Origin of the sequence: Pseudomonas sp. (assembly GCF_033723075.1) — a bacterium.
In the GTDB taxonomy this organism is placed as follows: domain Bacteria; phylum Pseudomonadota; class Gammaproteobacteria; order Pseudomonadales; family Pseudomonadaceae; genus Aquipseudomonas.
In genome coordinates this window covers 264751-290237 of the sequence record NZ_JAWVXU010000002.1, presented here as the reverse complement: position 1 = coordinate 290237, position 25487 = coordinate 264751, and the positions used below count along the sequence as shown (strand labels likewise).

Genomic DNA, 25487 nt, shown 5'->3' with positions numbered 1-25487 from the left:
CTCCGTGTTTAGCGATTGCTGGACATGAATTGTTTGCAGCGCGCCGAGGTCGGGTTGTCGAACACCTGCTCGGGCGAGCCTTGTTCTTCCACCAGACCCTGATGCAGGAACACCACTTCGCTGGACACCTGACGGGCGAAGCCCATCTCGTGGGTAACCAGCAGCATGGTGCGACCTTCATCGGCCAGCGCACGGATCACATTAAGCACTTCTTGTACCATCTCCGGGTCGAGAGCCGAAGTTGGCTCATCGAACAGGATCACTTTCGGCTGCATGGCCAGGGTGCGGGCGATGGCCGCGCGCTGCTGCTGGCCGCCGGACAGCTGATTCGGGTAGACGTGGCGTTTCTCGCCGATGCCGACCTTGGCCAGCAGCGCCTCGGCCCGCTCGATCGCCTCGGCCTTGCTCAGGCCGAGCACCCGGCGCGGCGCCTCGATGATGTTATCGAGCACGCTCATGTGCGGCCACAGGTTGAAATTCTGAAAGACGAAGCCCAGTTCGCTGCGCAGGCGGTTGATCTGCTTGCCATCGGCGGCGACCAGGTCGCCGTTCTTGCCGGGCTTGAGCTTGAGCTCTTCGCCGGCGACGATGATCTGCCCCTGGTTGGGGTTTTCCAGCAGATTGATACAGCGCAGGAAGGTCGACTTGCCGGAGCCGGATGAGCCGAGAATGGAAATCACGTCGCCATCGCGCGCGGTGAGGGAGATGCCTTTGAGCACCTCGAGGTCGCCAAAGCGTTTGTGCAGGTTGCGGATTTCCAGCGCTGGCGTGGCCTCGGCCATGGGGTGTCCTCTTATTGTTCGGGTGCGCTCAGGCGTTGCGTGGCCTTCCTGGCGAGCCGTCAAGCTAGCATAGCGTTTCGCCAGCCGCCAAGCCGTTTGGTGTGCGTGCAGGGTCTGGCGTGTCGCGGGTGTCGCCTGGCTGCTGCTGACTGTCGCGCAGACGCAAAATGCTCCGGGTGTTTGGCGCCTGTCGTCGAGAGACTTTGCCAGGCTTGCAGGTGCTGCCAGGGCGGTTGCAGGTGTTCTCCGGTGCAGCGAAGGCGCTTGTTGAGGCCTGCGCCGATCGGTTCAGGGCTGTGAAAATATCGAGTGCCGTCGCGAGCGCGACTCCAGGCGCTCACGGCAAGGAGTAGCACTGTGCAGCGCAGCGTTCTGTTCGGCGTGACAACTAGCCTGGTCCGGGGGAGGCATCGACGAGTCATGGTGCGCTGCTTGCAGTGAGGACGCCCTAACCCGCCCTGCGCTGCGGTTGATTGCCGAGATGGTCGCAACAATCGCGTCCGCATCGCCGAATATCCCGTCCAGGCGTCATAAAGCCGCGGGCAATAAAAAACCCCAAGGAAGGCATCTTCGCTTGGGGTTTCTCGGTATTAGTGGTGCCCAGGGACGGAATCGAACCGCCGACACGGGGATTTTCAATCCCCTGCTCTACCGACTGAGCTACCTGGGCCAACGGGGCGCTATTAGACGGATTTGAAGGGTGGGTGTCAAGCGTGAGTTTTAAAAATATTTAGTTATTACGGGCGCTTAGGTGCTGCATCGGTGCCTGGCGTGGTGAGTAGGGTGCGCCGTGCGCACCTGTGTAGGCCGTGAGGCCTTGGTGCGCGCGGCGCACCCTACGGGCCAGCCCGCTGCTGCAGGTGAGTGCTGCGGTGTTATTCGCTGGGCGGCACGTAGCCTTCGGCCTGGGCGTAGTCCTCGCCGGAGAGGAACTTGTCCATCTCGGCCTGGAGGAATTTGCGGTCTTCGGCGTTCATCATGTTCAGGCGGCGTTCGTTGATCAGCAGGGTCTGGTGCTTCTGCCATTCGTCCCAGGCCTGCCTGGAGACGTTGGTGTAGATGTCTTCGCCTTTGGCGCCCGGATAGGGTGGGCGGTCGAGGCCGGGCAGTTCTTTTTTGTGCTTGCGGCACATTACGGTGCGGGTCATGGCTGCTCTCCAGGGTTCTGTTCGGTCGCGAGTGCGTCGGCCGCGCGCTTCAGCAGTTTCTTCACCGGGGCGGCAAGGCCCAGGCGCGGCGGTGTGGCGAGGTTATACCAGAGCCAGTCGGCCTCGGCCACGGCCGGTGGCGCGGCTTCGACGCAGATCAGCCAGGGTTCGATGGCCAGCTGGAAGTGGCTGAAGGTGTGGCTCAGGCCGGCCAGTTGACGGCGCTCGCCCAGGTGCAGGGCGTGGCGGTTGGCGAGCAATTCGAGGCTGGGCAGGTCGTCCAGCTCCGGCAGGCTCCACAAACCGCCCCAGAGGCCGCTGGAGGGCCTGCGGTAGAGCAGGACCTCGCCAGCCCGGCTGGTCAGGATCGGCATCAGGGTGCGTCTCTGCGGCAGCGCCTTGCGCGGCTTGGCGATCGGGTAGCGGATCTCCAGGCCGAGCAGGTGGGCCTGGCAGCCGCTCTGCAGGGGGCAGAGCAGGCAACTGGGTTTGCTGCGGGTGCAGAGGGTGGCGCCGAGGTCCATCATCGCCTGGGTGTAGTGGTTGACCCGCGCCTGCGGGGTCAGGCGTTCGGCCACGTCCCACAGCTGTTTGGCCACTTTCGGCTCGCCGGGGTAGCCCTCCTGGGCCACGTAGCGGGCCAGCACGCGTTTGACGTTGCCGTCGAGGATCGGCGCACGCAGGTCCATGCTCAGGCTGGCGATGGCGCCAGCGGTGGAGCGACCTATGCCGGGTAGCTCGGTGAGCGCGTCGACATCGCGGGGGAACTCGCCGCGGTGCTCGCTCATGACGATCTGTGCGGTCTTCTGCAGGTTGCGCGCGCGGGTGTAGTAACCCAGGCCGGTCCACAGGTGCAGCACTTCGTCTTCCGGCGCCTCGGCCAGGTCTTTTACCGTGGGCAGGGCGGCCATGAAACGGTCGAAGTAGCCGAGCACGGTGCTGACCTGGGTCTGCTGCAGCATGATTTCCGAGACCCAGACCCGGTAGGGGCTGATGCCCTGTTGCCAGGGCAGGTCCTTGCGCCCGTGGCGGTCGTACCAGTCGAGTACCGCGGTGGAGAACTGCTCGGGGCTCATTGCTTGAACAGGCCCTTGAGCGCGTCTTTCAGTTCGGGGCTGACCTTGTCGCCGAGCTTTTCTTCGAGCTTCTGGTTGAGCTTGTCGCCGGCCAGCTTGGCGGCGACCTTGCCCATGCCGTCCTGGTCCAGGCGGCAGGTCTTGCCGCCCATTTCCAGCGGGCCGCGGCAGCGGACCGGCCAGGCGATGCCGACATAACGCTCGTTGACCTGGCAGGCCGGGTCGGGCATTTCGCGCTGGTCGCCGATCAGGGTGATGCCGATGCGATAGTCGAGGCCGAGTACACGCAGGTCCACGTCGCCATTGCCGCCGACGCTGAGGCCGGGGACGCTGGCCTTGAGGTCCGGGTTGTGGGCCACGCCATTGAGGAAACTCAGGTTGCCCTGCAGGGTCTCGAAGGGGGTGTCCTTGGCGCGCGGCTCGCTGCTCAGGGCCTTGCGGTTGAGTGCGGCAATGCCGCGGCAGAGTTGTTGCTCGAGGTTGGCGCCGACCAGCACGCCGTCGTTGAGGGCGAAGTTGGCCGTGCCCTTGAGGCCGTCGACCCAGGCTTTCTGGCTGTTGCCGCTGGTGCTCAGGTCGGCCTGCAGGTCGAGCAGGCCCTTGACCGGCGAGGGCTGCTGCTCGCTCTTGAGGAAGGGCTCCACGCTGATCCGCTGCAGGCGATTTTGCAGGCTCAGCAGTGGGATGGCCGGGCGTACATCGACGGTCGCCTTGAGGTCGAAATCGCCCCTGTCGAGCTTGCCGTGCAGCTCTTCCAGGGTCAGCAGGCCGGCCCGGCTCTTGGCCTTGAGGTTGAAGGCGCTGATGGCTTGCTTTTGATAAGTCAGCTGGTCGAGGCTCAGTGCCAGTTGCAGGTCGAGGCTGCGCAGGCGCTCGATCGGCAGCACTGTGGTGGCGCTCCAGGCGTGCTGGGTGGGCGCCTTGGGCAGTGGTGTGCTGCCGCTCTGGCCGGCGCTGGCGACGCTTTGCTTGACCTCGGCCTGGCGTGCGGCACCGGCATCCTGGCTGTCCTTGCTGGGCTTCGGCAGGTAGCGGTCGAGATCCAGGCTGTCGCCCTTGAGCTGCACGCGCAGGGCCTGCTTGGCGAAGTCGGCGATGCCGATCTGGCCGCTGAAGCTGCTGTCGTCGAGTTTCAGCTTCATTTCTTCCATGGTCAGGCTGGTCGGGCTGCCGCTGAGGCGGGTGACCAGCTCGAACTGGCCGAGGGCCTTGTCATCGTTCAGCGGCGGCAGTGTCTGGCCGATGGTGGCGAGGAACTCGCGCAGATTGACCGGTGCGATGGACAGGCCGCCAGTCAGTTTCGGCGCGCTATTCAGGTCGCGGATTTTCACTTCGCCGAGGGCGCGCAACTGGTTGGCCGAGAGTTTCAGGCTGTTCCATTCGGCGATCTGTGCGGCCAGGTCGACCAGCAGTTGACCCTGCAGGGAGTAGGTCAGGGTCTGACCGTCGAAGGGCTCGCCGGAGGCTTCGCCGGAAATCCTGGCGTCTTCCAGCTGGTAGCGCTTGAGCGTACGGTCGAAGCGCAGCTCGCCTTGCAGTTCGGTGCGCGCCCGCACGACCGGCTGATTGGTGCCGAAGAAGGCGCTGAGTTTGACCGGAATGGCGGCCCCTTCGCGGATCGCCCCGGTGGTCAGCTGAATGCTTTCGGCGCTGAATTGCTGGCCTTTCTGCGCGTCGTGGTAATCAATGCGCGCGCTGTTGACGATCAGGCTGTCGATATCCAGCTTGATCGGCTCGGCGCCCGACGGCGTGCTCGCGGGTTGGTCGGCGGTGGCGGGTGCAGGCGCGGCGCCGGCAACTGTGTTCACGGCCGCGGCGGGTTGCGCCGGGCGGCCGACATCTTCCCAGTTGCCGCGGCCTTTTTCGTCGCGCTGCAGGTTGAGGTTGAGGCCGTCGACGCGGATGTCGCTCATCTGCACTTCGCGGCGCAGCAGCGGCAGCACGCGCACCGACAGGCCGAGCAGGCGCAGGTCGGCAAAGGGCTGGTCGGGGGTGGTGGCGCTGGCCAGGGTGGCGTCGGTCAGTTCGAGGCCGAGCCAGGGGAACAGGCTCCAGCCGATGTCGCCCCTGAGGGTCAGTTCCAGGTTGGCCTTGTCGCGGGCCAACTGGCGAATTTCGTCTTTGTAGTCGTTGGGATCGAACAGGTGGGTGAGGGCAAAGCCCAGGGCCACCAGGATCAGCAACAGCCCGAGAAAAAACAGACCCAGGATTTTGCCGAGCGCTTTCATGGACGATTCCTTGTTTCGGATAACTTGAATTGAGTCGGCGAGTATAGCGCCGACCGTCGGAATAGGCAGGCCGGCGAAAGTTTCGGGTTGTGTGCCGATTTTGCAAGCGGCTTTTACAGGTCGCGGGCTACGCGTTCGGCGATCGCCAGGCTGGCGGTCAGTCCGGGCGACTCGATGCCGAACAGATTGACCAGGCCGGGCAGGCCGTGATCGCTGGCGGTTTGGATAAGGAAGTCGGCGGCGGGTTCCCCGGGACCGGCGAGTTTCGGCCGGATGCCGCTGTAGCCGGGCACCAGACGTGTGCTGTCGAGCTGCGGAAAATAGCGACGGATCGCCTCGGCAAAGGGCTCGCGCAGCTGTTCGTCGACCCGGTAATCGATCTGCTGCAGATACTCGGTGTCCGGGCCGAAGCGCACCTGGCCGCCGAGGTCGAGGGTGGCGTGGATGCCCAGGCCCGAGGTGTTGGCCTCCGGCAGCGGGTAGATCAGGTGCTGGAAGGGCGCGCGGCCGCTGTAGCCGAAGTAGCGGCCGCGGCACAGATGCAGGGCCGGGATCTGCGCGGCCGCCAGGCCCAGGGTGCGCTGCGCCAGTTGTTGGGCGAACAGGCCGCCGGCATTGACCACCCGCTGTGCCTTGAGTTGGAAGGCTTCGCCGGCGCTGCGGCCCGTGACGATCCAGCCGTCGGGGCCGGGTTCGAGCTGCTCGACGCGGGTCTGCAGGACCAGCTGGGCACCCTGGATCTCGGCGGCGGCGAGCAGCGATTGCAGGTAGGCATGGCTGTCGATGATCCCGGTGCTCGGCGACAGCAGCGCCGCGACGCCGCGTACGGCGGGCTCCAGTTCGGCGAGCCGGGTTTGGGCGATAGCTTGCAGGTCATGCACGCCGCAGGCCTGGGCATTGGCGGCCAGCGCCTCCAGCTTGCCGCGTTCGGCCGCGCTGACCGCCACCAGCAGCTTGCCGATCCGCCGGTGCGCCACCCGATGCTTGGCGCACCAGGCATACAGGCGCTCGCGGCCTTCCAGGCACAGCTCGGCTTTCAGCGAGCCGGGGGCGTAGTAGAGGCCGGCGTGGATCACCTCGGAGTTGCGGCTGGAGGTCTGGCTGCCGATCAACTGTTCCGCCTCGACGATCAGGGTGCTGCGCCCAGGGCTTGCCAGGCGTGCGGCGCAGGCCAGGCCGAGGGCGCCGGCGCCGATAATCAGAGTGTCGATACTGTCCATGCTGGCTTCGTGGCCGGGGTTTGGCGGGAGTGGCTGCCGCTCTTCGCGCGAGTCGGCGTCAGGCTGTCGAGCATAGCAAGATCTGCGCGGTGGCTATGAGTGTCACGGCGCTTGCGGTACCGGTGCCGGATTGGGACGGTGGCAGCCGGCCCCAGGCGGCGCGCTTGCTGGACGACGAGGGATCGCCTACCAGTCAGGCGTGCGTCTCGTTGACGGCGGCGCAGGGTAAGGCGTGGTCAATCATGCCGATAGCCTTGCTTGTCGACCACCGCCGGTAGCCGCCCGGGCCCGGGCCCGCCTATAATGACGGCCCTTTCGCACAACGATTCTGTGGAGCTGGTGATGGCCGAACGTACGGCATCCGTCGAGCGCAATACCCTGGAGACCCAGATCAAGGTCTCGATCAACCTGGATGGCACGGGCAAGGCCAAGTTCGCTATTGGCGTGCCGTTCCTCGAGCACATGCTCGATCAGATTGCCCGTCACGGCCTGATCGACCTGGATATCCAGTGCCAGGGCGACCTGCATATCGACGACCACCACACCGTCGAAGACGTCGGCATCACCCTTGGTCAGGCCTTTACCAAGGCCATCGGCGACAAGAAGGGCATGACCCGTTACGGTCATTCCTATGTGCCGCTGGACGAAGCGCTGTCGCGGGTGGTGATCGATTTCTCCGGTCGCCCCGGCCTGCAGATGCACGTGCCCTTCACCCGGGCGGTGGTCGGTGGCTTCGATGTCGACCTGTTCCAGGAGTTTTTCCAGGGCTTCGTCAATCACGCCCTGGTGTCCCTGCACATCGACAACCTGCGCGGGACCAACACCCACCACCAGATCGAGACGGTGTTCAAGGCCTTCGGCCGCGCCCTGCGCATGGCCGTCGAGCTGGACCCGCGGATGGCCGGGCAGATGCCCTCGACCAAGGGCGTTCTCTAAATGCAGACGGTCGCTGTTATCGATTACGGCATGGGCAACCTGCACTCGGTGGCCAAGGCGCTGGAGCACGTCGGTGCCGGCCGGGTGCTGGTGACCAGCGATGCCCAGGTGATTCGCGAGGCCGACCGGGTGGTGTTCCCCGGGGTCGGTGCGATCCGCGACTGCATGGCCGAGATCAAGCGCCTGGGCTTCGATGAGCTGGTGCGTGAAGTCAGCGTCGATCGGCCGTTTCTCGGCATCTGCGTCGGCATGCAGGCCTTGCTCGAACGCAGCGAAGAGAACGATGGCATCGATTGCATCGGCCTGTTCCCCGGCCAGGTGCGCTTCTTCGGCAAGAATATGGTCGAGGATGGCGAAAAGCTGAAAGTGCCGCACATGGGCTGGAACGAGGTGGCGCAGTCGGTCAAGCACCCGCTGTGGCATGACATTCCGGACCTGGCGCGCTTCTACTTCGTGCACAGCTACTACATCGAGGCCGGCAAGCCGCAGCAGATGGTCGGTCGCAGCCATTACGGCAAGGACTTCGCCGCGGCGCTGGCCGAGGGCTCGCGCTTCGCCGTGCAGTTCCACCCGGAGAAGAGCCATACCCATGGCCTGCAGTTGCTGCAGAACTTCGTCGCCTGGGACGGGCGCTGGTAGATGAGCAAGGCCAAGCACAAGCCGCCGATCCTCACTCTCACGCCGGAACAGGAGCGTGAGGCGACCAGTGCCCTCAAGCGTTTCATGGAGGAACGCTTCGAGCTGCAGCTGGGTTCGTTCGAGGTCGCGGAGATCCTCGAGCTGTTTACCCGCGAAATTGCGCCGCACTATTACAACCGGGCGATTTTCGATGTGCAGACCGTCCTCAAGGACAGGTTCGAGAGCATCGAAAGTGACCTTTGGGCACTCGAGAAGAGCTGACCCTCACCGAATCCAAAGACTTGAACAGGTTCAACCGATGCTGATTATTCCCGCTATCGATCTGAAAGACGGCGCCTGCGTGCGCCTGCGCCAGGGCCGCATGGAAGACTCCACGGTGTTTTCCGACGACCCGGTGAGCATGGCCGCCAAGTGGGTAGAGGGCGGCTGCCGTCGTCTGCACCTGGTCGACCTGAATGGTGCCTTCGAAGGTCAGCCGGTCAACGGTGAGGTGGTCACCGCCATCGCCAAACGCTACCCGCACTTGCCGATCCAGATCGGCGGCGGCATCCGCTCCCTGGAAACCATCGAGCACTACGTGCGCGCCGGCGTCAGTTACGTGATTATCGGCACCAAGGCGGTGAAAGATCCGCAATTCGTCACCGACGCCTGCAAGGCCTTCCCGGGCAAGGTCATCGTCGGTCTGGATGCGAAGGATGGCTTCGTCGCCACCGACGGCTGGGCCGAGGTCAGCAGCGTGCAAGCGGTCGACCTGGCCCGGCGTTTCGAGGCCGATGGCGTCGCCGCAATCGTCTACACCGACATCGCCAAGGACGGCATGATGCAGGGTTGCAACGTCGAGGCCACCGCGGCCCTGGCAGCTGCCAGCAAGATCCCGGTGATCGCCTCCGGCGGCATCCACAACCTCGGCGATATCGAGAAACTGCTGCTGGCGCGCTCGCCAGGCATCATCGGCGCCATCACTGGCCGGGCGATCTACGAAGGCACCCTGGATGTGGCTGAAGCGCAGGCCTTCTGCGATAACTTCAAGGGCTGACGCGGGCGCGACCTCCACTGTTTTGGTGGTGCGCGTGGCGCACCCTACGGGAATACCTCTATGGCACTGGCAAAACGCATCATCCCCTGTCTCGACGTGGACAACGGCCGCGTGGTCAAGGGCGTCCAGTTCGAGAACATCCGCGATGCCGGCGATCCGGTGGAAATCGCCCGCCGTTACGACGAGCAGGGCGCCGACGAGATCACCTTCCTCGATATCACCGCCAGCGTCGACGGCCGCGACACCACCCTGCATACGGTCGAGCGCATGGCCAGCCAGGTGTTCATTCCATTGACCGTGGGCGGCGGCGTGCGCAGCGTGCAGGACATCCGCAACCTGCTCAATGCCGGTGCGGACAAGGTCTCGATCAACACCGCGGCGGTATTCACCCCGGAGTTCGTTGGCGAGGCGGCCTCGCGCTTTGGTTCGCAGTGCATTGTCGTCGCCATCGACGCGAAGAAAGTCTCCAGGCCCGGTGAAGCTCCGCGCTGGGAAATCTTCACCCATGGCGGGCGCAAGCCAACCGGCCTGGATGCCGTGCTCTGGGCAAAGAAGATGGAAGACCTGGGCGCCGGCGAAATTCTCCTCACCAGCATGGATCAGGACGGGGTGAAGAGCGGTTATGACCTGGGCGTCACTCGTGCCATCAGCGAGATGGTCGGCATTCCGGTGATCGCCTCCGGCGGCGTCGGCAACCTGGAACACCTGGCGGCAGGCATCCTCGAAGGCAAGGCCGATGCGGTGCTGGCCGCGAGCATCTTCCACTTCGGCGAATACACGGTGCCCGAGGCCAAGGCCTATCTGGCCAGTCGCGGCATAGTGGTGCGCTGACAGGTTGTGGAAAAACCTCTCAGGCATGGGTAGTCCGTTCGGAGTGCAGCGACAGCCCGCCAGCTTTTGTACCGCGCCGCTGAACCATCGGTGCACTGCCTGCGGCGAGTGACACCTACGAATCGCCAAGAACGTCGGCCGCGGCGTTGCACTCGATATTTTCACAGCCGCTGATAGTTCGGTGCTGGCGGGCACTGTCGACCCAGGCTGGGAGCGAGTCGACAGCGCCGGCAACCGCACTACGTTAGTGTGTCGGCCGGTTTCTACCGATGCACCGCCCAGGGCAAATACATAAATGCGTCACTCCAGTTCTTCCGTGTGCCGGGTGGGTCGCGTTCAGCGGTACGTGGCTGGGCGTGCAGAACCGGGCTGAGTACGCTGCGTCGTCCTGCCTTCACCAGAATTTCCTGCCTTAGCGGATAAAGACAATGCACATCTATAAACGCCTGCTGTTTGCGCTGGTCGGCACCGTATTTGGGCTGAGCGCTAGCGCTCACGCCGAACTGCTGCCGGACTACCGCGTGGTTCTGCTCACCGAGAACTTCCCACCCTACAACATGGCGATCAATGGCAAGAACTTCGCGCGGGAAGACAATCTGCATGGCATCGCCGTGGATATCGTGCGTGAGATGTTCAAGCGTGCCGGGGTCAACTACAGCATGACCCTGCGCTTCCCCTGGGCGCGCATCTACAAGCTGGCACTGGAGAAGCCGGGTTACGGGGTGTTCGTCACCGCGCGGCTGCCCGAGCGTGAAGCGCTGTTCAAGTGGGTCGGTCCGATCGGGCCGGACGACTGGGTATTGCTGGGGCGGGGCGACAGCACTATCACGCTGGGCAGTCTGGAAGAGGCCAAGCAATACAGCGTCGGTGCCTACAAGGGTGACGCCATCGCCGACCATCTGGAAAAGCAGGGCCTGCAGCCGGTTACCACCTTGCGTGACCAGCTCAACGCCAAGAAGCTCATGGCCGGGCAGATCGACCTCTGGGCCACCGGTGACCCCGCCGGACGTTACCTGGCGAAACAGGCAGGTGTCTCCGGATTGAAAACCATCCTGCGTTTCGACAGCGCCGAGCTGTACCTGGCGCTCAATACGGATGTTCCCGACGAAGTGGTACGGAAGCTGCAAGCTGAATTGGACCAAATGCGCGGCGAAGGTGTGGTCGATGACATCCTCGGCCGCTACCTGTAAAACAGGACCCAGAGGTTGTGAAAATATCGAGCGCCGTAGCGAGACCGTCTCCAGGCGTTCGCAGTCGGCGAGAGCTTTTTCACGAGTTCTCAGCAGTTCGGCCAAGAGCCTGGCTGCCGCTAGCCATAATCATCCATGCGAGCGGGAAGACTAATGTTGAAAATCATAAAAAGCAGTCTGTTGTTCGGCCTTCTCTTCAGTGCCTGCGCGGCCCATGCCGAGTTGCCCTATGGCTATAGGGTGGTGCTGCTGACCGAGAACTTCCCGCCGTTCAATATGGCGGTCGACGACAAGAACTTCGCCCGTGACGACGGCATCGACGGCATCAGTGCCGAGATCGTCCGGGCGATGTTCAAGCGCGCCAAGATCGACTACAGCCTGAGCCTGCGTTTTCCCTGGGATCGGCTGTACCGCCTGACCCTGGACAAGCCCAACTATGGGCTGTTTTCGACTACCCGAACCGCCGAACGTGAACCCTTGTTCAAGTGGGTCGGGCCTTTGGGGGATACCTCATGGGTATTGGTCTCCGCTCCGGATAGCAGCATCAGCGTGGACTCGTTGCAGGAGGCGGCCAAGTACAAGATCGGCGCCTACAAGAACAATGCGGTGACCCAGTCCCTGGAAGGTCAGAACATTCCGTTGGTGATCGCCCTGCGCGACCAGGAGAATGCGCGCAAGCTGGCCAAGGGGCAGATAGATCTGTGGGCCACCGATGATCCTGCCGGGCGTTATATGGCCCGCCAAGAGGGCATCACCGGTCTGCGCGTGGTGCTGAAGATGAATCAGGCCGAGCTGTACCTGGCGCTGAACAAGGACACCCCGGACGAGGTGGTGCAGCGCTTGCAAAAGGCGCTGGACGAGCTGCGCAGCGAAGGCTTTGTCGAAGAGATGACCAACAGCTACCTGTAGTCGTTGATCGGCGTTAAAAAGCCCGGCCTTGAGTGATCAAGGTCGGGCTTTTTGCTGGTCATATGTACGCTTGTCGGGCCGTGAGGCACTACCTGTAGGCGCGGCGGGGACGCCCAGTTCCATGGCCGCGATTGTAGTTTCGCGGGCATGGCCCGCTCCTACGGGTAGCAGGCTGGATGGAGTCAATCGCCGCGGGTGATGTTCAGCCCTTTGAGCAGATTGAGTGCCTGGCTCAGTTGGTAGTCGTCATCCTGTGGGCGTGCCGGCTGGTTGGCGCTGCCCTTGCTCGGTTTGTCCGCGCCGCCGTTGCCGTTACCCAGGTGACCCTGCAGGTCGGCTTCCTTGATATTGGCCTCACCCTGTTCGCGAGTCAGTTTGGCGCGCGCCACTTCGATGTCCGGCGCTATGCCCTGGGCCTGGATCGAGCGGCCATTGGGCGTGTAGTAGAGCGCGGTGGTGAGTTTCAGGGCGCGATCGTTGTTCAGCGGCAGCACCGTTTGCACCGAGCCCTTGCCGAAACTGTCAGTGCCCATCAATACGCCGCGCTTGTGGTCTTGCAGGGCGCCGGCGACGATTTCCGAGGCGGAGGCACTGCCGCCGTTGATCAGCACCACCAGTGGCACGCCTTCGCTGGCATCTGCCGGGTCGGCGGAGAAACGCAGTTCGGAGTTGGCGATGCGCCCTTCGGTGTAGACGATCAGGCCCTTCTTGAGGAAGTGGTCGGATACCTCGACCGCGGCCTGGAGTACGCCGCCGGGGTTGTTGCGCAGATCCAGGACCAGACCGCGCAGTTTCTTGCCGTTGTCCTTGCGCAGCTTGTTCAGGGCTTTGCCGACTTCTTCGCCGCTGTTGATCTGGAACTGGGTGATGCGCACATAGCCATAACCGTCATCGAGCAGTTGGCTCTTGACGCTCCTGACCTTGATCACTGCGCGGGTCAGTTCCACGTCGAAGGGCCTGCCGCCCTCGCGCACCAGGGTCAGGAGGATCTTGCTGCCGGCTTCGCCGCGCATCATGTCCACGGCTTCGAGCATCGACAGGCCCTTGGTCGGCTGGCCGTCGATCTTGACGATCAGGTCACCCGGCTGGATCCCGGCTTTCGAGGCCGGGGTGTCGTCGATCGGCGAGACCACCTTGACGAAACCGTCTTCCATGCCGACTTCGATGCCCAGGCCGCCGAATTCGCCGCTGGTGCTTTCCTGCAACTCGCGGAATGCTGCGGGGTCGAGGTAGGCGGAATGCGGGTCGAGGTTGCTTAGCATGCCCTTGATCGCGTTTTCCAGCAGGGTCTTGTCGCTGACGGGTTCGACATAGGCCGCCTTGATGCGATCCATTACCTCGGCGAAGGTGCGCAGCTCGTCCAGCGGCAGCGGCGCCTTGTCATTCGCGATGGCCGCCGCTGGCGGCGTTTCGGCGGCCTGCAGCAGGTGAGGGCCGCCGAGCAGTGCGATAGCCAGGGTCAGAGAGGTGAGGCGAGACAGATGCGGCATGTCGAACTAACTCCTAGAGAGATGAGCGCAGCGCTTATCCTTGCGTGCGGCACCATTGCGCAGGGTCACTGGGGCGACCCTGCTGGCGAATCGCGAAATACAGCGCGGGAGTGTCTTGCCCGCCGCTGGTGCCGACTGTGGCGATGGGCTCGCCGGCATTGACCACGTCGCCGGCGTCTTTGAGCAGGCTCTGGTTGTGTCCGTACAGGCTCAGGTAGCCATTGCCATGGTCGAGAATGACCAGAAGCCCGGCACCGCGCAACCAGTCGGCGAATACCACGCGACCGCCATGCACGGCCCGCACCTGGCTACCGGCGCTGGCGCCGATCAGTACGCCATCCCACTTAGTCCGAGCGTCAGCGCCGCGCGGGGTTCCGTAGCGGGCGACCAAACGTCCATCGACCGGCCATGGCAACTTGCCGCGCGCCTGGGCAAAAGGCCCGCCATAAGTGCTGCCGGAGCTGACTTGTGGGCCGCTGCCAGGGTTGCTGGCGGCGGCAGTGCTGCTGCGCTGTTGCTCGCGCGCCGCGATCAAGGCCCGTTGCCGGGCCTGTTCGGCTTCGCGCGCCTGGCGGGCCAGGGTGGCTTCGATGGTTTTCAGGACCCGGGCCAGTTGTGCCTGCTCCTGCTGGCGGGCCTTGAGTTTCTGGTCGCGGGCGGAATATTCCTGGTTCAGCTTGGCCAGGGCCAGCTGGCGCTCCTTGCGCGCCTGGGCAAGTTGCTCGGCGCGAGCGTCGAGGGCGCCTTTGTCTTCCAGCAACTGGTTCTGCTGGTTGACGATTTCCTGCTCGACGTTGGCCAGCTGGCGCAAGGTTTCGTTGAACGTGGCCAACTGCTCCATGCGCGCTTCGCTGAGGTAGTCGTAATAGGTCAGGGTGCGCGAGAATTTTTCCGGATTCTGCTGGTTCAACAGCAGCTTCAGGTATTCCTGACGGCCGCTCTGGTAGGCGGCGCGGGCCTGAATGCCGATCAGCCGTTGTTGCTCGAGGCGCGCGTCATGGAGTTTTTTTTTCTCCTGATTGAGGCGTTGGATTTCCACCTCGCCGTCTTTCAGGCTTTTTTGCAGCTCCTCGACCTGCTTTTCCAGCTCGCCCATTTCGGTTTCGGTCTTGCGCAGGTCTTTCTGCACACCGGATTTGTCCTGCTGCAACTTCTCCAGCAGTTTTTTCAGCTCGGCCACGTCGCTGCGCGCGGCTTCCAGCTGTTTCTGGGCGTCGGCTTTCTCGTCGGCAAACGCCGGAGTCAGCAGGCAGGCGAGGAAAATCAGGGTAAGGAGGCGAAACATGGTACTGACGACACCTGGGCGGGAGACGGGTCTAGTATGCCTAAAAATCCAGCGGCAAGCTGCAAGATGCGTTGGCAGGCTGGTGGTGTTGCCCCGGGCATGTTACTGCATCGGTAGGGTGGGCTTCAGCCCACCGTTACCCCTACGGCTGTCGGTTGAGGCGGCCCGTCCCCCGGCCCGCCCCTGTCTGAAACCCACTCGCATCTTCAGTCCAGCTGAATGATGCTGGTGCCGGTCATCTCCTGCGGGATGGGCAGGCCCATCAGGGTCAGCATGGTCGGCGCCACATCGGCCAGCACGCCGCCTTCGCGCATCCTCAGCGGGCGCTTGCCGATGTAGATGAAGGGCACCGGCTCGCAGGTGTGGGCGGTGTGCACCTGGCCGGTGCAGGCATCCTCCATTTGCTCGACGTTGCCGTGGTCGGCGGTGAGCAGGGCTTCGCCGCCGACCTTGTCCAGCGCCGCGACTATGCGGCCGACGCAGCTGTCCAGGCATTCCACGGCCTTGACCGCGGCGTCGAACACGCCGGTGTGGCCGACCATGTCGCCGTTGGCGTAGTTGACGACGATCACGTCATAACGCTGTTGCTCGATCGCCTCGACGATCCGGTCGGTGACCTCCGGCGCGTTCATCTCGGGCTGCAGGTCGTAGGTGGCGACATTCGGCGACGGGATCAGGATGCGTTCCTCGCCCTCGAACGGCTCTTCGCGCCCGCCGGAGAAGAAGAAGGTGACGTGGGCGTATTTCTCGGTCTCGGCGATCCGCAGCTGGGTCTTGCCGTTCTTCGCCAGGTACTCGCCGAGCACATTGGTCAGGCTGGCCGGAGCGAAGGCGCTGGGCGCCGGAATGTTCGCAGCGTACTGGGTGAGCATGACGAAGTCGGCCAGTTGCGGCAGGCGGGCGCGCGGGAAGTCCTGGAAATCGGCCTCGACGAAGGCGCGGGTCAGTTCACGGGCGCGGTCGGCGCGGAAGTTCATGAACACCACGGCGTCGCCATCCTCGACCTTGACCGGCTCGCCGAGGGTGGTGGCCTTGACGAATTCGTCGTTTTCGCCGCGGGCGTAGGCGGCCTGCAGGCCTTCGAGTGCGTTGCTGGCGTTGAACTGGCCCTGGCCGTTGACGATCAGGTTGTAGGCCTGCTCGACGCGATCCCAGCGGTTGTCGCGGTCCATGGCGAAGTAGCGGCCGATCAGGCTGGCGATGCGGCCCTTGCCGAGTCGGGCGAAGGTACTGTCGAGCAGTTCGATGAAGGCCTGGGCGCTTCTCGGCGGAGTGTCGCGCCCGTCGAGGAAGGCGTGCAGATAAATTTTGTCGGCGCCGCGCTGGGCGGCCAGTTCGGCCATGGCGACCAGATGATCCTGGTGGCTGTGCACGCCGCCGTCGGACAGCAGGCCGAGGATGTGCACGGCCTTACCGGCGTTCACCGCCCGATCCACGGCGCTGGTGATTGCCGGGTTGTCGAAGAACTCGCCGTCGCGGATGGCCTTGGTCACCCGGGTGAAGTCCTGGTACACCACGCGGCCGGCGCCGAGGTTCATGTGACCGACCTCGGAATTGCCCATCTGCCCGTCCGGCAGACCGACGTCCATGCCTGAACCTGAGATCAGGCTGTGTGGCTGGGTGGCGCGCAGGTGGTCGTAGACCGGCGTGTTGGCGGCATGGATGGCGTTGTATTCGGTGCTGTCACTGTGACCGAAGCCATCGAGAATGATCAGGACCAAAGGTTTGGGCGTGGCGCTCATTAATCTGGCTCGCTGTGCATGAGGGGCAAAAAGGCCGTGCATTTTAAAGCCTGGTGTCAGGCCCGTCACCGCCGGGCGGGGTGTGGCCGACCTGTGGGGCTGTGTATACTGCCGGGATTTTACCGTCCCGGAACCACCTCATGCTTGCCAATCTGATTGAATTTGCCTCTACCCACTATGTATTGGGCGGATTGTTCGTTGTTCTGCTGGCGCTGCTGATCTTCACGGAGCTGCGCAAAGGCGGGCAAAGCCTGAGCAGTCGCGAGCTGACTGCCTTGATCAACCGCGAACAGGGCCTGGTGCTGGATGTGCGCGGGCAGAAGGATTTCTCTGCCGGCCATATCGTCGGTGCCCTGCATATCCCCTATGAAAAGGTCGTCAGCCGCATCGCCGAGCTGGAAAAGCACAAAGACAAGACCCTGATCGTGGTCGATGCCATGGGCCAGCATGCCGGTACGGTCAGTCGCGACCTGAAAAAAGCCGGTTTCAATGCCGCCAAGCTGTCTGGCGGGATTGCCAGCTGGCGCGGCGACAACCTGCCATTGGTGAAGTGATATGTCTGCCGTCGTCATCTATTCCAGCGATTGGTGTCCCTACTGCATGCGTGCCAAGCAGTTGCTGGCCCGTAAGGGTGTGAGCTTCGATGAAATCAAGGTCGACGGCCAGCCCGAGGTGCGCGCGGAGATGACCCGCAAGGCGCGGCAGACCTCGGTACCGCAGATCTGGATCGGCAGCCAGCATGTTGGTGGTTGCGACGATCTGTATGACCTGGAGCGAGCGGGTAAGCTGGATGCGCTGCTCGAGGCTTAGTATTCTCCTCATTTACTCAGTACCCACGACAAGAAGGCTTTGCCATGACTGAACAAGCTAGCAACGGCGCCGCCGCCCAGGGCGAACAGAATCCGCAGTTTTCCCTGCAGCGCATCTATGTCCGCGACCTCTCCTTCGAGGCGCCGAAGAGCCCGGAAATCTTCCGTCAGGAATGGACTCCGAGCGTTGCCCTGGACCTGAACACCCGGCAGAAGCCGCTCGATGGCGACTTCCATGAAGTGGTGCTGACCCTCTCGGTCACCGTGAAGAATGGCGAAGAAACCGCCTTCATCGCCGAAGTCCAGCAAGCCGGGATCTTCCTGGTCAAGGGCCTGGATGCCGCGTCCATGAGCCACACCCTGGGCGCATTCTGCCCGAACATCCTCTTCCCTTATGCCCGCGAAACCCTGGACAGCCTGGTGGTGCGTGGTTCCTTCCCCGCACTGATGCTGGCGCCGGTGAACTTCGACGCGCTTTACGCGCAAGAGCTGCAGCGCATTCAGCAGCAGGCTGGCGAGGCCGCTCCGACCCATTGAGGCATCGCGGCTGTCTGGAAAACGCCCTACGGGGCGTTTTTTGTTGGATCTGTCCCAGATAGGTGCTGCGTTCGGCTGTCGTCACCAAGTTTGAGGTGGCCTAGGTCCGTAGGGTGTGCGGGGCCGCCTAGGCCGTGCGCACCAGTGATTCGTCGCCTGCGTTGGTGCGCACGGCGCACCCTGCCCATTGCCGCCTCTGCGAGAAGGGTTCAGGCCTGCCCCCCCATGCAACACATCATTGGGACATGGCCTTTTATTGGCAGGACGGCATGGCGCCGTTGCCTCAGGCGGGCATGGCGAAGTCCTGCTGGCGCCAGGCCTCGTAGACTGCCACCGCTACGGTATTGGACAGGTTCAGGCTGCGACAGCCTTCGCGCATCGGCAAGCGCAGGCACTGCTCGGTGGGCAGGCTGTCGCGGATGTCCTGCGGCAGGCCGCGGCTTTCCGGGCCGAATAGAAAGGCATCGCCGGGCTGGTAGCGCACCTGGTGATAGAGCTGGGTGCCTTTGGTGGTGAAGGCGAAGACGCGCGGCTGGCCGAGGCTCTGCAGGCAGCCGGGCAGATCCGCGTGACGCTGCAGGCTGGCGTACTCATGGTAGTCGAGGCCGGCGCGGCGCAGGCGCTTGTCATCCAGCTCGAAGCCCAGCGGCTCGATCAGGTGCAGGTGGCAACCGCTGTTGGCGCAGAGCCTGATAATGTTGCCGGTATTCGGTGGGATTTCCGGTTGAAAAAGGATCACGTGAAACATGCTTGGCTCCAAGCCTGAAGACGCTCGGCATTCTACTCCTGATCCGGGCCTGCGGCCGCGTCCCTGGGCGCGGGTGATCGGCTCCCTGGCGTTATTTGGTTTTCTGGTCGGCCTGATGATCGGTCGCATGTTTCAGCCCGACCCCCTGCGGCTGGCCAGTGTCGAGGTGGTGGAGCAGGGGCTGCAGCTGTGGTTCAACGTCGAGCCGAAGGTGCGCGCCGGTCATATCGATGGGGTGTTTTTTCTGCGGGTCGAGAGCCTTGGCCGCGAGCAGCAGGGGCAATTGCGCCTGCAGGGCAAGGTGGTCAATTGGCGACTGCGGCGCGAGAGGCGGGACCTGCTGCTGCGCGTGCTGGCGGCCCGTCCGCTGCGCGGCACGTGGCACGCCGAGGAGCTGGATGGGCGCTGGCGGCTGAGGGTCAGCCTGGCGTACGAATAAAAGAGGGGAATCCCCGGCCTGCCTGTACCAAGGTCCCCAAAACTGGATTGCTTAAGCATATGCAGACTGTGTGCCAGTTTTATTACGATGGCGCAAAGTCCCGGCTTTCCTGGGTTGCGGCGTTGCGAGCGGTGTTTTGGGGTGCCGCCCATGGGAGTGAAAATGTTCCCTGGCTGTGCATTCGGGGGCCTTCGAGCGCCGATTCGGCGCATGGCTCGAGGCCGCCGCGTCCAATTGGCAGTGGCGACGGCCTGTGGCTCATCAAGGTTTACCGGGCGGCGGTGTAGCCTGGGAAAACCCGGGTGCATTCCGGGACGCACCCTCGCGGATTGCCCGGGAACTTGTTGGGCGGCGAGAGCGACCGCTCCGGTCTTCGGCGCCGCGTTGTCGCGCAGCAAGCTTGAGGCAATCGTGTCTGTCGGCTTGCGGGCCCCTGCAAGGAATTGCTGCATGCAACAGGGAGCTGGGACACAGCCAAAAAAAACGGGCCAGCGGCCCGTTCTTCTGTATCCGGTCGGCTATCAGCTGTCGTCGTTGTCGTCGTCGTCAGTGCCGTCGACCTTCATGCCCAGTTCCTTGATCTTGCGGGTCAAGGTGTTGCGCCCCCAGCCCAGCAACAGGGCGGCGTCGCGGCGGCGCCCGGCGGTGTGCTTGAGCGCGGTTTCAATCATGATCCGCTCGAAGGCCGGTACGGCGCTGTCGAGCAGGTCCGACTGGCCACGGGCCAGGGCCTGGTCGGCCCATTGACGCAGGGCCTGTTCCCAGTTGCTCACCGGGGCGCTGTCCTGCGGCTGACTGAGCAGTTCCGGGGGTAGATCGCCGATATGCACTTCGCGCCCGGAGGCCATCACGGTGATCCAGCGGCAGGTGTTTTCCAGCTGACGCACGTTGCCTGGCCAGGGCAGATGCTGCAGGTAGTCCTCGGTTTCGCTTTTCAGCAGCTTGGGTTCGACGGCCAGCTCCAGGGCGGCGCGCGCGAGGAAATGGCGGGCCAGGGTCGGGATGTCTTCGCGGCGGTCGGACAGGCGCGGGATGTGGATGCGGATCACATTGAGGCGGTGAAACAGGTCTTCGCGGAATTTGCCGTCCTGCACCAGCGTTTCCAGATTCTGGTGGGTGGCGGCGATGATCCGCACATCCACCTTGACCGGGGTGTGGCCACCGACCCGGTAGAATTCGCCATCGGCCAGCACCCGCAACAGACGGGTCTGGGTGTCGGCCGGCATATCGCCGATTTCGTCGAGGAACAGGGTGCCGCCGTCGGCCTGCTCGAAACGCCCGCGGCGCAGATTGGCGGCGCCGGTGAAGGCGCCTTTTTCGTGGCCGAACAGCTCGGATTCCATCAGGTCCTTCGGGATCGCCGCCATGTTCAGGGCGATAAAGGGCGAGGCGGCCCGCGGGCTGTGGCGGTGCAGGGCGTGGGCCACCAGTTCCTTGCCGGTGCCGGATTCACCGTTGATCAGCACGGTGATATTGGAGTGGGAGAGCCGGCCGATGGCGCGGAACACCTCCTGCATGGCCGGCGCTTCGCCGATGATTTCCGGCGTGCGCGGCTGCTCGACAGGTACCTGCAGGCCTTGCTGCTCCTGTGCGTGCTGGTAGGCGCGCTTGACCAGGGCGACCGCCTCATCGACGTCAAACGGCTTGGGCAGGTACTCGAAGGCGCCGCCCTGATAGGACGCCACTGCGCTGTCCAGGTCGGAGTGGGCGGTCATGATGATGACCGGCAGGCGCGGGTAAAGGTTGCGGATCTGCGCCAGCAGTTCCAGGCCGCTGGAACCGGGCATGCGGATATCCGAGACGATCACATCCGGTTGTTGCCGGCTGAGGTGGCTGAGCACGCCATCGGCGCTGTCGAAGCTCTGGGTCGTCATGCCTTCCTGTTGCAGGGCTTTTTCCAGCACCCAGCGGATGGAGCGGTCGTCGTCGACGATCCATACGGTTTCACTGCGACTCATGACGAAGTTACTCCTTGTTCAAGCGGCAGGAAGATCGAGAACACGGTATGACCAGGATGGCTCTCGCACTCGATCAGCCCCTGATGCTGACTAATGATGTTCTGGGTGATCGCCAGGCCCAGCCCGGTGCCATCGGCACGCCCGCTGACCATGGGATAGAAGATGGTGTCCTGCAGTTCGGCGGGGATGCCCGGACCGTTGTCGATGATTTCCAGGCGGGCCACCAGGCGATGGCGGATGTGGCCGATGGTGAACTGGCGCAGGGTGCGGGTGCGCAGGGTGATGCGGCCCAGGCGCAGTTCGTTCTGCGAACCGATGGCCTGCATGGCGTTGCGCACGATATTGAGCACGGCCTGGATCATCTGTTCGCGATCGATCAATACGTCGGGAATGCTCGGGTCGTAATCGCGCACCAAAATGATGCTGCCCTGGCTTTCCGCCTCGACCAGGCTGCCGACCCGTTCCAGCACCTCATGCACGTTGGCCATCGCCAGGGACGGCAACTTGTTCGAGCCGAGCATGCGGTCGACCAGGTTTCTCAGGCGGTCGGCTTCTTCGATGATGACGTTGGTGTAGTCCTTGAGGTCTTCGTTCGGCAATTCGCGGGCGAGCAGCTGGGCGGCGCCACGAATGCCGCCGAGCGGGTTCTTGATCTCGTGGGCCAGGCCGCGCACCAGCAGCTTGGTGGTCTCCTGCTTGGACAGCTGCGCCTCTTCCTTGGTGATGCGCAGCAGGCGGTCGCGCGGGTGCACCTCCAGCAGCAGCAGGGTCTCGCCGCGACTGAGGATGGGCGTTACCGCGTAATCGACGGTCAGGGTCTGGCCGGTGACGGAGGTCAGCACCGCCTCGCGCTTGTTGAACGGATGCGCTTGCTCGACCGCCTGGCGCAATGCGCTCAGGGCATCGGCCGATTCGGTGAACAGCTCGCTGATGAATTGTCCGTGGCTGCGCTGGCCGCTGACGGCCAGGAGCATTTCCGCCGCCGGATTCATGTACTCAAGGCGCAGGTCGGCGTTGAGCAGCAGGGTGGCGGTGGTCAGGTTGTCCAGCAGCAGGCGGTGCAGTGCGTCGTTGATAGTCATATAGAGGGTCTGCTGACGTTTCGCCGCGAGCCGCGTTGCTGCGCCAGATTGTGCCAGGCAAGGCCGTTCCCACTCCCGGCGGGCTTGCGGCATGCACCCCCTCCACGGGGATCGCGCGGGGCGCCGGCAGTGGTTGTTTCCTTGCCGCGTCGCCCAACACCGACGGGCACAATTTGGCGCGCAAGCCAAAGGGATGGGGCCCGTTTGCTGCAGCCCTGCGTTTCTCGTCGCTCATTTGGAATAACCAAATTTCACTCCTCGTACCTTGTCTGCACCAAACGGCTGCCGTCGCGGCCGTGACGAAATGTCAGCAGAGCCTAAGGCTTCCGGCAATGCAGCAGGAAAATGCAAGAAGTAAACCAAAGCCCCGAAAAGACGCGCGGAATAAGCAGAAGCGGCAACTTGGGGGCGTTTCGGTTCGGCAGTCGCGCGCGCAGGCGAACCAAAACAGGGAAAGCATAGTCTGTACCGCATTTACGCGCACCGATTTGGTGCGCGGCATGGGTCAGATAAAGGGCACGAAGGGAATGTCTTTCTTTTCCGCTGGTTTGTCCTTGAGCGGGCATTCCGGGCGCACGCCGTAATCGTCTTTCTTGCAGGGGTTGACCAGGCGTTTCTGCGCCAGGGAAATACGCAGCATATGCAGCGGCTGGTTGGGGGTTCGTTCTAGGGTGCGGCCCTGGGCGTCGACGATTTCCACAGACAACTGGTGGGTGCCGCGGTCGACATTCTCCAGTGGAAAAACCGGGCTGCGTCCGGTTGTGCCTGCCGCCTGGCCGTCCAGTAGCAGGCGAAAGCTGTGGCCGCTGTGCAGTGCCGGCTCGCTGGTGGCTGTGACGAGCAGGTTGCCGGCGCTGTCGCGGATGGTCGCATCGGGCAGCGGCAGCAGAATGCGTAGCATCCGGTAGGACGGTGCAGGCGCTCGGGGTTCTGCCACCGGCACTGGGGGTGTGCTGGCGGGCAGGCTCATGTTGTTGGTCGGCGGCAGTTCAATGCGTTCGGCATTATCGCTGGCCGGGCGGTCGGTGAAGGCGCGGTTGCCGTCCGCGTCGACATAGGTATAGACCTGGGCGGCGGCCGGTAGGCCAGCCAGTAGCAGGCAGAACAGTAGGGTGCGCATGGGGTCAGGTGGCCGGCTTGGGTTTCGGTGGCGGCGGTGGGCGCAGTGCCGGGCTGCCGGTATTGACCCGTTGCACGGTGAAGGTAACGGCGGCGCTCCGTTGGATCGACTCGTCGCCGCTCAGTACCTCGACCGCCAGGCTGTGCTCGCCACGGTCGATATTGGTCAGCTGCAGGCGCGGCACATTGCTTGGTTGGCCGTAAGGTTGGCCGTCGAGCAGCAGGCGCAGGCGGTGGCCCGTCGCCAGGCGTGGCTCCAGGTTGACGCTGACGCTGAAGGTGCCGTTGTTCGCGCGCAGTGCCTCGTCGCTGGGCAGGTCGGTGAGCTGCAGGGTGCCATAGGGTGCTGTCTGCTCGGCCTCGCGGCTGTCGCTGGTCGGCGCACTCGGTGCGGACATCTCCACGGTGTTGGTGGTTGGCAATTCGATGCTTTGTGCTGCCTGGCCTTCCGGTGGTTGGTCGGTAAATACCGTGTTGCCACTGGCGTCGGTGTACTTGTAGATCTGTGCACTGGCCGGCAAGGCCAGGGTCAGCAGCAGGCAGGTGAGTATTCGGCGCATGGCCAGGCTCCCGATGGATGTATCGCTAAGACTTGCATTGGCAGGTCGCGCTGGCAAGGGCGTGCTCGTTGCTATCTGTACCAGCGCAACAAATCGGCTTCTCGGTGGGGCGGGCGTGGGGGTGGCGAGCTATAAAAAGCCACAAAAAAGGCCACCCGAAGGTGGCCTCTTGTCTTGCTTGCCGGTTTAGACGCTGTAGTACAGGTCGTATTCCAGCGGGTGTACGAAGGTGCGCACTTTGATTTCTTCTTCGCTCTTCAATTCGAGGTAAGCGTCGATGAAGTCGTCGGAGAACACGCCGCCCTTGGTCAGGAACGCGCGGCCCTTGTCTAGCTCTTCCAGGGCTTCTTTCAGGCTGCCGCAAACCTGCGGGATCAGCTTGCCTTCTTCCGGTGGCAGGTCATACAGGTTCTTGTCCGCAGCGTCGCCAGGGTGGATCTTGTTCTGGATGCCATCCAGGCCGGCCATCAGCAGGGCGGCGAAGGCCAGGTACGGGTTGGCAGCCGGATCCGGGAAGCGTGCCTCGATGCGGCGGGCTTTCGGGCTGGAAACGTACGGGATACGGATCGAGGCGGAGCGGTTGCGTGCCGAGTAGGCCAGCATTACCGGCGCTTCGAAGCCCGGGACCAGACGCTTGTAGGAGTTGGTCGACGGGTTGGTGAAGCCGTTCAGTGCCTTGCCGTGCTTGATGATGCCGCCGATGAAGTACAGGGCGGTATCGGACAGGCCGGCATAGCCTTCACCGGAGAAGGTGTTCTTGCCGTCTTTGGAGATCGACATGTGCACGTGCATACCCGAACCGTTGTCGCCATACAGCGGCTTCGGCATAAAGGTAGCGGTCTTGCCGTAGGCATCGGCGACGTTGTGCACGCAGTACTTCAGGGTCTGAACTTCGTCAGCCTTGGCCACCAGGGTGTTGAACTTGACGCCAATTTCATTCTGGCCGGCAGTCGCCACTTCGTGGTGGTGTACTTCGATGACCAGACCCATTTCTTCCATGGCATTGCACATGGCAGTACGGATTTCGTGGTCGTGGTCGCACGGTGGAACCGGGAAGTAGCCGCCTTTGACGCCCGGGCGGTGGCCCTTGTTGCCGCCTTCGACGTCCTGGTCGGACATCCAGGAACCTTGTTCGGAGTAGATCTTGAACATCGAGCCGGAGATGTCCGACTTGAACTTCACTTCGTCGAAGATGAAGAACTCGGGCTCCGGGCCGACGAATACGGTGTCGCCGATACCGGTGGACTTGAGGTATTCCTCGGCGCGCTTGGCGATCGAGCGCGGGTCGCGGTCATAGCCTTGCATGGTGCTCGGCTCGATGATGTCGCAGACCAGGATCAGAGTCGGCTCTTCGGTGAACGGGTCGAGAACGGCGGTATCGTCGACCGGCAGCAGAATCATGTCGGAGGCTTCGATGCCTTTCCAGCCATGAATGGAGGAGCCGTCGAACATTTTGCCGATTTCGAAAAATTCTTCGTCCAGGGCGTCGCGTGCCGGCATGGTCACGTGATGCTGCTTGCCCTTGGTGTCAGTGAAGCGCAGGTCAACCCACTTCACGTCGTGCTCTTTGATCAGTTGAATCGACTTCGACATGCTGTCCTCCAGGTGGATAAGGCTCGAAATGGTGAGCCCACGATAATAGGGTGCGGCCGGGCGCGATAGTCCGCCAGGATAACCTGCCTCACAAGGGAGCAAATTGCATGCCAGTGCACAGGAATGGGTT

General features: G+C 63.5%; 25 protein-coding genes and 1 tRNA gene. 11 read left to right on the top strand and 15 right to left on the bottom strand.

What is annotated here, in order from left to right; genetic code table 11:
- Positions 1–8: 8 nt before the first annotated feature.
- From R3355_RS03900 to R3355_RS03875, 6 genes are all read right to left on the bottom strand, one after another.
- Positions 9–782, bottom strand: a complete 774-nt coding sequence (locus R3355_RS03900) for an ABC transporter ATP-binding protein (protein ID WP_090501243.1) — start codon at positions 780–782, stop codon at positions 9–11.
- Between the two features lie 594 nt (positions 783–1376).
- Positions 1377–1452 (bottom strand) — tRNA-Phe (locus tag R3355_RS03895).
- Positions 1453–1657: 205 nt separating this feature from the next.
- Positions 1658–1930 (bottom strand): oxidative damage protection protein, encoded by a 273-nt coding sequence (locus R3355_RS03890; RefSeq protein ID WP_318951428.1) that lies wholly within the window; start codon positions 1928–1930, stop codon positions 1658–1660.
- On the bottom strand, positions 1927–3006 hold the full coding sequence (gene mutY / locus R3355_RS03885) for an A/G-specific adenine glycosylase (RefSeq protein ID WP_318960129.1): 1080 nt from the start codon (positions 3004–3006) through the stop codon (positions 1927–1929). Before mutY ends, R3355_RS03890 begins: the two co-directional genes overlap by 4 nt.
- A complete protein-coding gene (locus R3355_RS03880; protein ID WP_318960128.1) occupies positions 3003–5234 on the bottom strand; it encodes an AsmA family protein in 2232 nt (743 codons plus the stop codon). The genes mutY and R3355_RS03880 overlap by 4 nt, the downstream gene beginning before the upstream one ends.
- A gap of 113 nt (positions 5235–5347) precedes the next feature.
- On the bottom strand, positions 5348–6454 hold the full coding sequence (locus R3355_RS03875) for an NAD(P)/FAD-dependent oxidoreductase (protein WP_318960127.1): 1107 nt from the start codon (positions 6452–6454) through the stop codon (positions 5348–5350).
- 342 nt (positions 6455–6796) lie between these two features.
- On the opposite strand from R3355_RS03875, the gene hisB reads away from it, so the two are divergent.
- The 7 genes from hisB (at position 6797) to R3355_RS03840 (ending at position 11995) form a co-directional block, all read left to right on the top strand.
- The gene (hisB, locus tag R3355_RS03870; RefSeq protein ID WP_238040443.1) at positions 6797–7390 is read left to right on the top strand and encodes an imidazoleglycerol-phosphate dehydratase HisB; all 594 of its coding nucleotides are present in this window, start codon (positions 6797–6799) and stop codon (positions 7388–7390) included.
- Complete coding sequence (gene hisH / locus R3355_RS03865; RefSeq protein WP_318960126.1) at positions 7391–8029, top strand: imidazole glycerol phosphate synthase subunit HisH; 639 nt, start codon at positions 7391–7393, stop codon at positions 8027–8029.
- Entirely contained in the window at positions 8030–8290 is a 261-nt protein-coding gene (locus R3355_RS03860) for a DUF2164 domain-containing protein (protein ID WP_318951149.1), read from the top strand.
- A gap of 37 nt (positions 8291–8327) precedes the next feature.
- Positions 8328–9065, top strand: a complete 738-nt coding sequence (hisA, locus tag R3355_RS03855; protein WP_318951150.1) for a 1-(5-phosphoribosyl)-5-[(5-phosphoribosylamino)methylideneamino]imidazole-4-carboxamide isomerase — start codon at positions 8328–8330, stop codon at positions 9063–9065.
- A gap of 60 nt (positions 9066–9125) precedes the next feature.
- Complete coding sequence (hisF, locus tag R3355_RS03850; protein WP_318951151.1) at positions 9126–9896, top strand: imidazole glycerol phosphate synthase subunit HisF; 771 nt, start codon at positions 9126–9128, stop codon at positions 9894–9896.
- Between the two features lie 434 nt (positions 9897–10330).
- Entirely contained in the window at positions 10331–11086 is a 756-nt protein-coding gene (locus R3355_RS03845; RefSeq protein WP_318960204.1) for an ABC transporter substrate-binding protein, read from the top strand.
- A gap of 153 nt (positions 11087–11239) precedes the next feature.
- On the top strand, positions 11240–11995 hold the full coding sequence (locus R3355_RS03840) for an ABC transporter substrate-binding protein (protein ID WP_318951152.1): 756 nt from the start codon (positions 11240–11242) through the stop codon (positions 11993–11995).
- Between the two features lie 182 nt (positions 11996–12177).
- Here R3355_RS03840 and R3355_RS03835 read toward each other — a convergent pair whose 3' ends face one another.
- The 3 genes from R3355_RS03835 to gpmI form a co-directional block, all read right to left on the bottom strand.
- On the bottom strand, positions 12178–13485 hold the full coding sequence (locus R3355_RS03835) for a S41 family peptidase (RefSeq protein ID WP_318960125.1): 1308 nt from the start codon (positions 13483–13485) through the stop codon (positions 12178–12180).
- Positions 13486–13519: 34 nt separating this feature from the next.
- Positions 13520–14770 carry a murein hydrolase activator EnvC gene (locus R3355_RS03830; protein ID WP_318960124.1) on the bottom strand — a complete coding sequence of 417 codons (1251 nt, stop codon included), beginning with the start codon at positions 14768–14770 and terminating at the stop codon, positions 13520–13522.
- Between the two features lie 206 nt (positions 14771–14976).
- Positions 14977–16512, bottom strand: a complete 1536-nt coding sequence (gpmI, locus tag R3355_RS03825) for a 2,3-bisphosphoglycerate-independent phosphoglycerate mutase (RefSeq protein WP_318960123.1) — start codon at positions 16510–16512, stop codon at positions 14977–14979.
- A gap of 140 nt (positions 16513–16652) precedes the next feature.
- On the opposite strand from gpmI, the gene R3355_RS03820 reads away from it, so the two are divergent.
- From R3355_RS03820 to secB, 3 genes are read left to right on the top strand one after another with little or no spacing between them, the layout of a single operon-like run.
- Complete coding sequence (locus tag R3355_RS03820; protein WP_318960122.1) at positions 16653–17066, top strand: rhodanese-like domain-containing protein; 414 nt, start codon at positions 16653–16655, stop codon at positions 17064–17066.
- Between the two features lies 1 nt (position 17067).
- Entirely contained in the window at positions 17068–17322 is a 255-nt protein-coding gene (grxC, locus tag R3355_RS03815; RefSeq protein ID WP_318960121.1) for a glutaredoxin 3, read from the top strand.
- 44 nt (positions 17323–17366) lie between these two features.
- The gene (gene secB, locus R3355_RS03810; RefSeq protein ID WP_318960120.1) at positions 17367–17858 is read left to right on the top strand and encodes a protein-export chaperone SecB; all 492 of its coding nucleotides are present in this window, start codon (positions 17367–17369) and stop codon (positions 17856–17858) included.
- Between the two features lie 283 nt (positions 17859–18141).
- Here secB and trmL read toward each other — a convergent pair whose 3' ends face one another.
- The gene (trmL, locus tag R3355_RS03805) at positions 18142–18606 is read right to left on the bottom strand and encodes a tRNA (uridine(34)/cytosine(34)/5-carboxymethylaminomethyluridine(34)-2'-O)-methyltransferase TrmL (protein ID WP_318960119.1); all 465 of its coding nucleotides are present in this window, start codon (positions 18604–18606) and stop codon (positions 18142–18144) included.
- Here trmL and R3355_RS03800 point away from each other — a divergent pair.
- Positions 18605–19045, top strand: coding sequence for a hypothetical protein (locus R3355_RS03800; protein WP_318946969.1), 441 nt, complete (start codon positions 18605–18607; stop codon positions 19043–19045). The two genes, trmL and R3355_RS03800, sit on opposite strands and share 2 nt — an antisense overlap.
- A 521-nt stretch (positions 19046–19566) precedes the next feature.
- Here R3355_RS03800 and ntrC read toward each other — a convergent pair.
- The 5 genes from ntrC to glnA all read right to left on the bottom strand — a co-directional run bounded on the left by ntrC (position 19567) and on the right by glnA (position 25357).
- A complete protein-coding gene (ntrC, locus tag R3355_RS03795; protein WP_318960118.1) occupies positions 19567–21003 on the bottom strand; it encodes a nitrogen regulation protein NR(I) in 1437 nt (478 codons plus the stop codon).
- Positions 21000–22085: a nitrogen regulation protein NR(II) gene (gene glnL / locus R3355_RS03790; RefSeq protein WP_318960117.1), complete on the bottom strand. Its 1086-nt coding sequence runs from the start codon at positions 22083–22085 to the stop codon at positions 21000–21002. Before glnL ends, ntrC begins: the two co-directional genes overlap by 4 nt.
- 505 nt (positions 22086–22590) lie before the next feature.
- On the bottom strand, positions 22591–23205 hold the full coding sequence (locus tag R3355_RS03785) for a DUF4124 domain-containing protein (protein WP_318960116.1): 615 nt from the start codon (positions 23203–23205) through the stop codon (positions 22591–22593).
- A 4-nt stretch (positions 23206–23209) separates the two neighbouring features.
- Complete coding sequence (locus R3355_RS03780) at positions 23210–23764, bottom strand: DUF4124 domain-containing protein (protein WP_318960115.1); 555 nt, start codon at positions 23762–23764, stop codon at positions 23210–23212.
- A 186-nt stretch (positions 23765–23950) separates the two neighbouring features.
- Complete coding sequence (gene glnA, locus R3355_RS03775; protein ID WP_318960114.1) at positions 23951–25357, bottom strand: glutamate--ammonia ligase; 1407 nt, start codon at positions 25355–25357, stop codon at positions 23951–23953.
- Positions 25358–25487 lie beyond the last annotated feature (130 nt).

Coding starts and splice junctions, on each gene's coding strand:
- R3355_RS03785 (WP_318960116.1), bottom strand. CDS start 23,205: ATGCGCACCCTACTGTTCTGCCTGCTACTGGCTGGCCTACCGGCCGCC.
- trmL (WP_318960119.1), bottom strand. CDS start 18,606: ATGTTTCACGTGATCCTTTTTCAACCGGAAATCCCACCGAATACCGGC.
- R3355_RS03880 (WP_318960128.1), bottom strand. CDS start 5,234: ATGAAAGCGCTCGGCAAAATCCTGGGTCTGTTTTTTCTCGGGCTGTTG.
- R3355_RS03875 (WP_318960127.1), bottom strand. CDS start 6,454: ATGGACAGTATCGACACTCTGATTATCGGCGCCGGCGCCCTCGGCCTG.
- R3355_RS03860 (WP_318951149.1), top strand. CDS start 8,030: ATGAGCAAGGCCAAGCACAAGCCGCCGATCCTCACTCTCACGCCGGAA.
- hisH (WP_318960126.1), top strand. CDS start 7,391: ATGCAGACGGTCGCTGTTATCGATTACGGCATGGGCAACCTGCACTCG.
- grxC (WP_318960121.1), top strand. CDS start 17,068: ATGTCTGCCGTCGTCATCTATTCCAGCGATTGGTGTCCCTACTGCATG.
- gpmI (WP_318960123.1), bottom strand. CDS start 16,512: ATGAGCGCCACGCCCAAACCTTTGGTCCTGATCATTCTCGATGGCTTC.
- R3355_RS03835 (WP_318960125.1), bottom strand. CDS start 13,485: ATGCCGCATCTGTCTCGCCTCACCTCTCTGACCCTGGCTATCGCACTG.
- R3355_RS03800 (WP_318946969.1), top strand. CDS start 18,605: ATGCTTGGCTCCAAGCCTGAAGACGCTCGGCATTCTACTCCTGATCCG.
- R3355_RS03900 (WP_090501243.1), bottom strand. CDS start 782: ATGGCCGAGGCCACGCCAGCGCTGGAAATCCGCAACCTGCACAAACGC.
- ntrC (WP_318960118.1), bottom strand. CDS start 21,003: ATGAGTCGCAGTGAAACCGTATGGATCGTCGACGACGACCGCTCCATC.
- R3355_RS03840 (WP_318951152.1), top strand. CDS start 11,240: ATGTTGAAAATCATAAAAAGCAGTCTGTTGTTCGGCCTTCTCTTCAGT.
- secB (WP_318960120.1), top strand. CDS start 17,367: ATGACTGAACAAGCTAGCAACGGCGCCGCCGCCCAGGGCGAACAGAAT.
- R3355_RS03780 (WP_318960115.1), bottom strand. CDS start 23,764: ATGCGCCGAATACTCACCTGCCTGCTGCTGACCCTGGCCTTGCCGGCC.
- hisF (WP_318951151.1), top strand. CDS start 9,126: ATGGCACTGGCAAAACGCATCATCCCCTGTCTCGACGTGGACAACGGC.
- glnL (WP_318960117.1), bottom strand. CDS start 22,085: ATGACTATCAACGACGCACTGCACCGCCTGCTGCTGGACAACCTGACC.
- R3355_RS03890 (WP_318951428.1), bottom strand. CDS start 1,930: ATGACCCGCACCGTAATGTGCCGCAAGCACAAAAAAGAACTGCCCGGC.
- mutY (WP_318960129.1), bottom strand. CDS start 3,006: ATGAGCCCCGAGCAGTTCTCCACCGCGGTACTCGACTGGTACGACCGC.
- R3355_RS03830 (WP_318960124.1), bottom strand. CDS start 14,770: ATGTTTCGCCTCCTTACCCTGATTTTCCTCGCCTGCCTGCTGACTCCG.
- hisA (WP_318951150.1), top strand. CDS start 8,328: ATGCTGATTATTCCCGCTATCGATCTGAAAGACGGCGCCTGCGTGCGC.
- glnA (WP_318960114.1), bottom strand. CDS start 25,357: ATGTCGAAGTCGATTCAACTGATCAAAGAGCACGACGTGAAGTGGGTT.
- R3355_RS03820 (WP_318960122.1), top strand. CDS start 16,653: ATGCTTGCCAATCTGATTGAATTTGCCTCTACCCACTATGTATTGGGC.
- hisB (WP_238040443.1), top strand. CDS start 6,797: ATGGCCGAACGTACGGCATCCGTCGAGCGCAATACCCTGGAGACCCAG.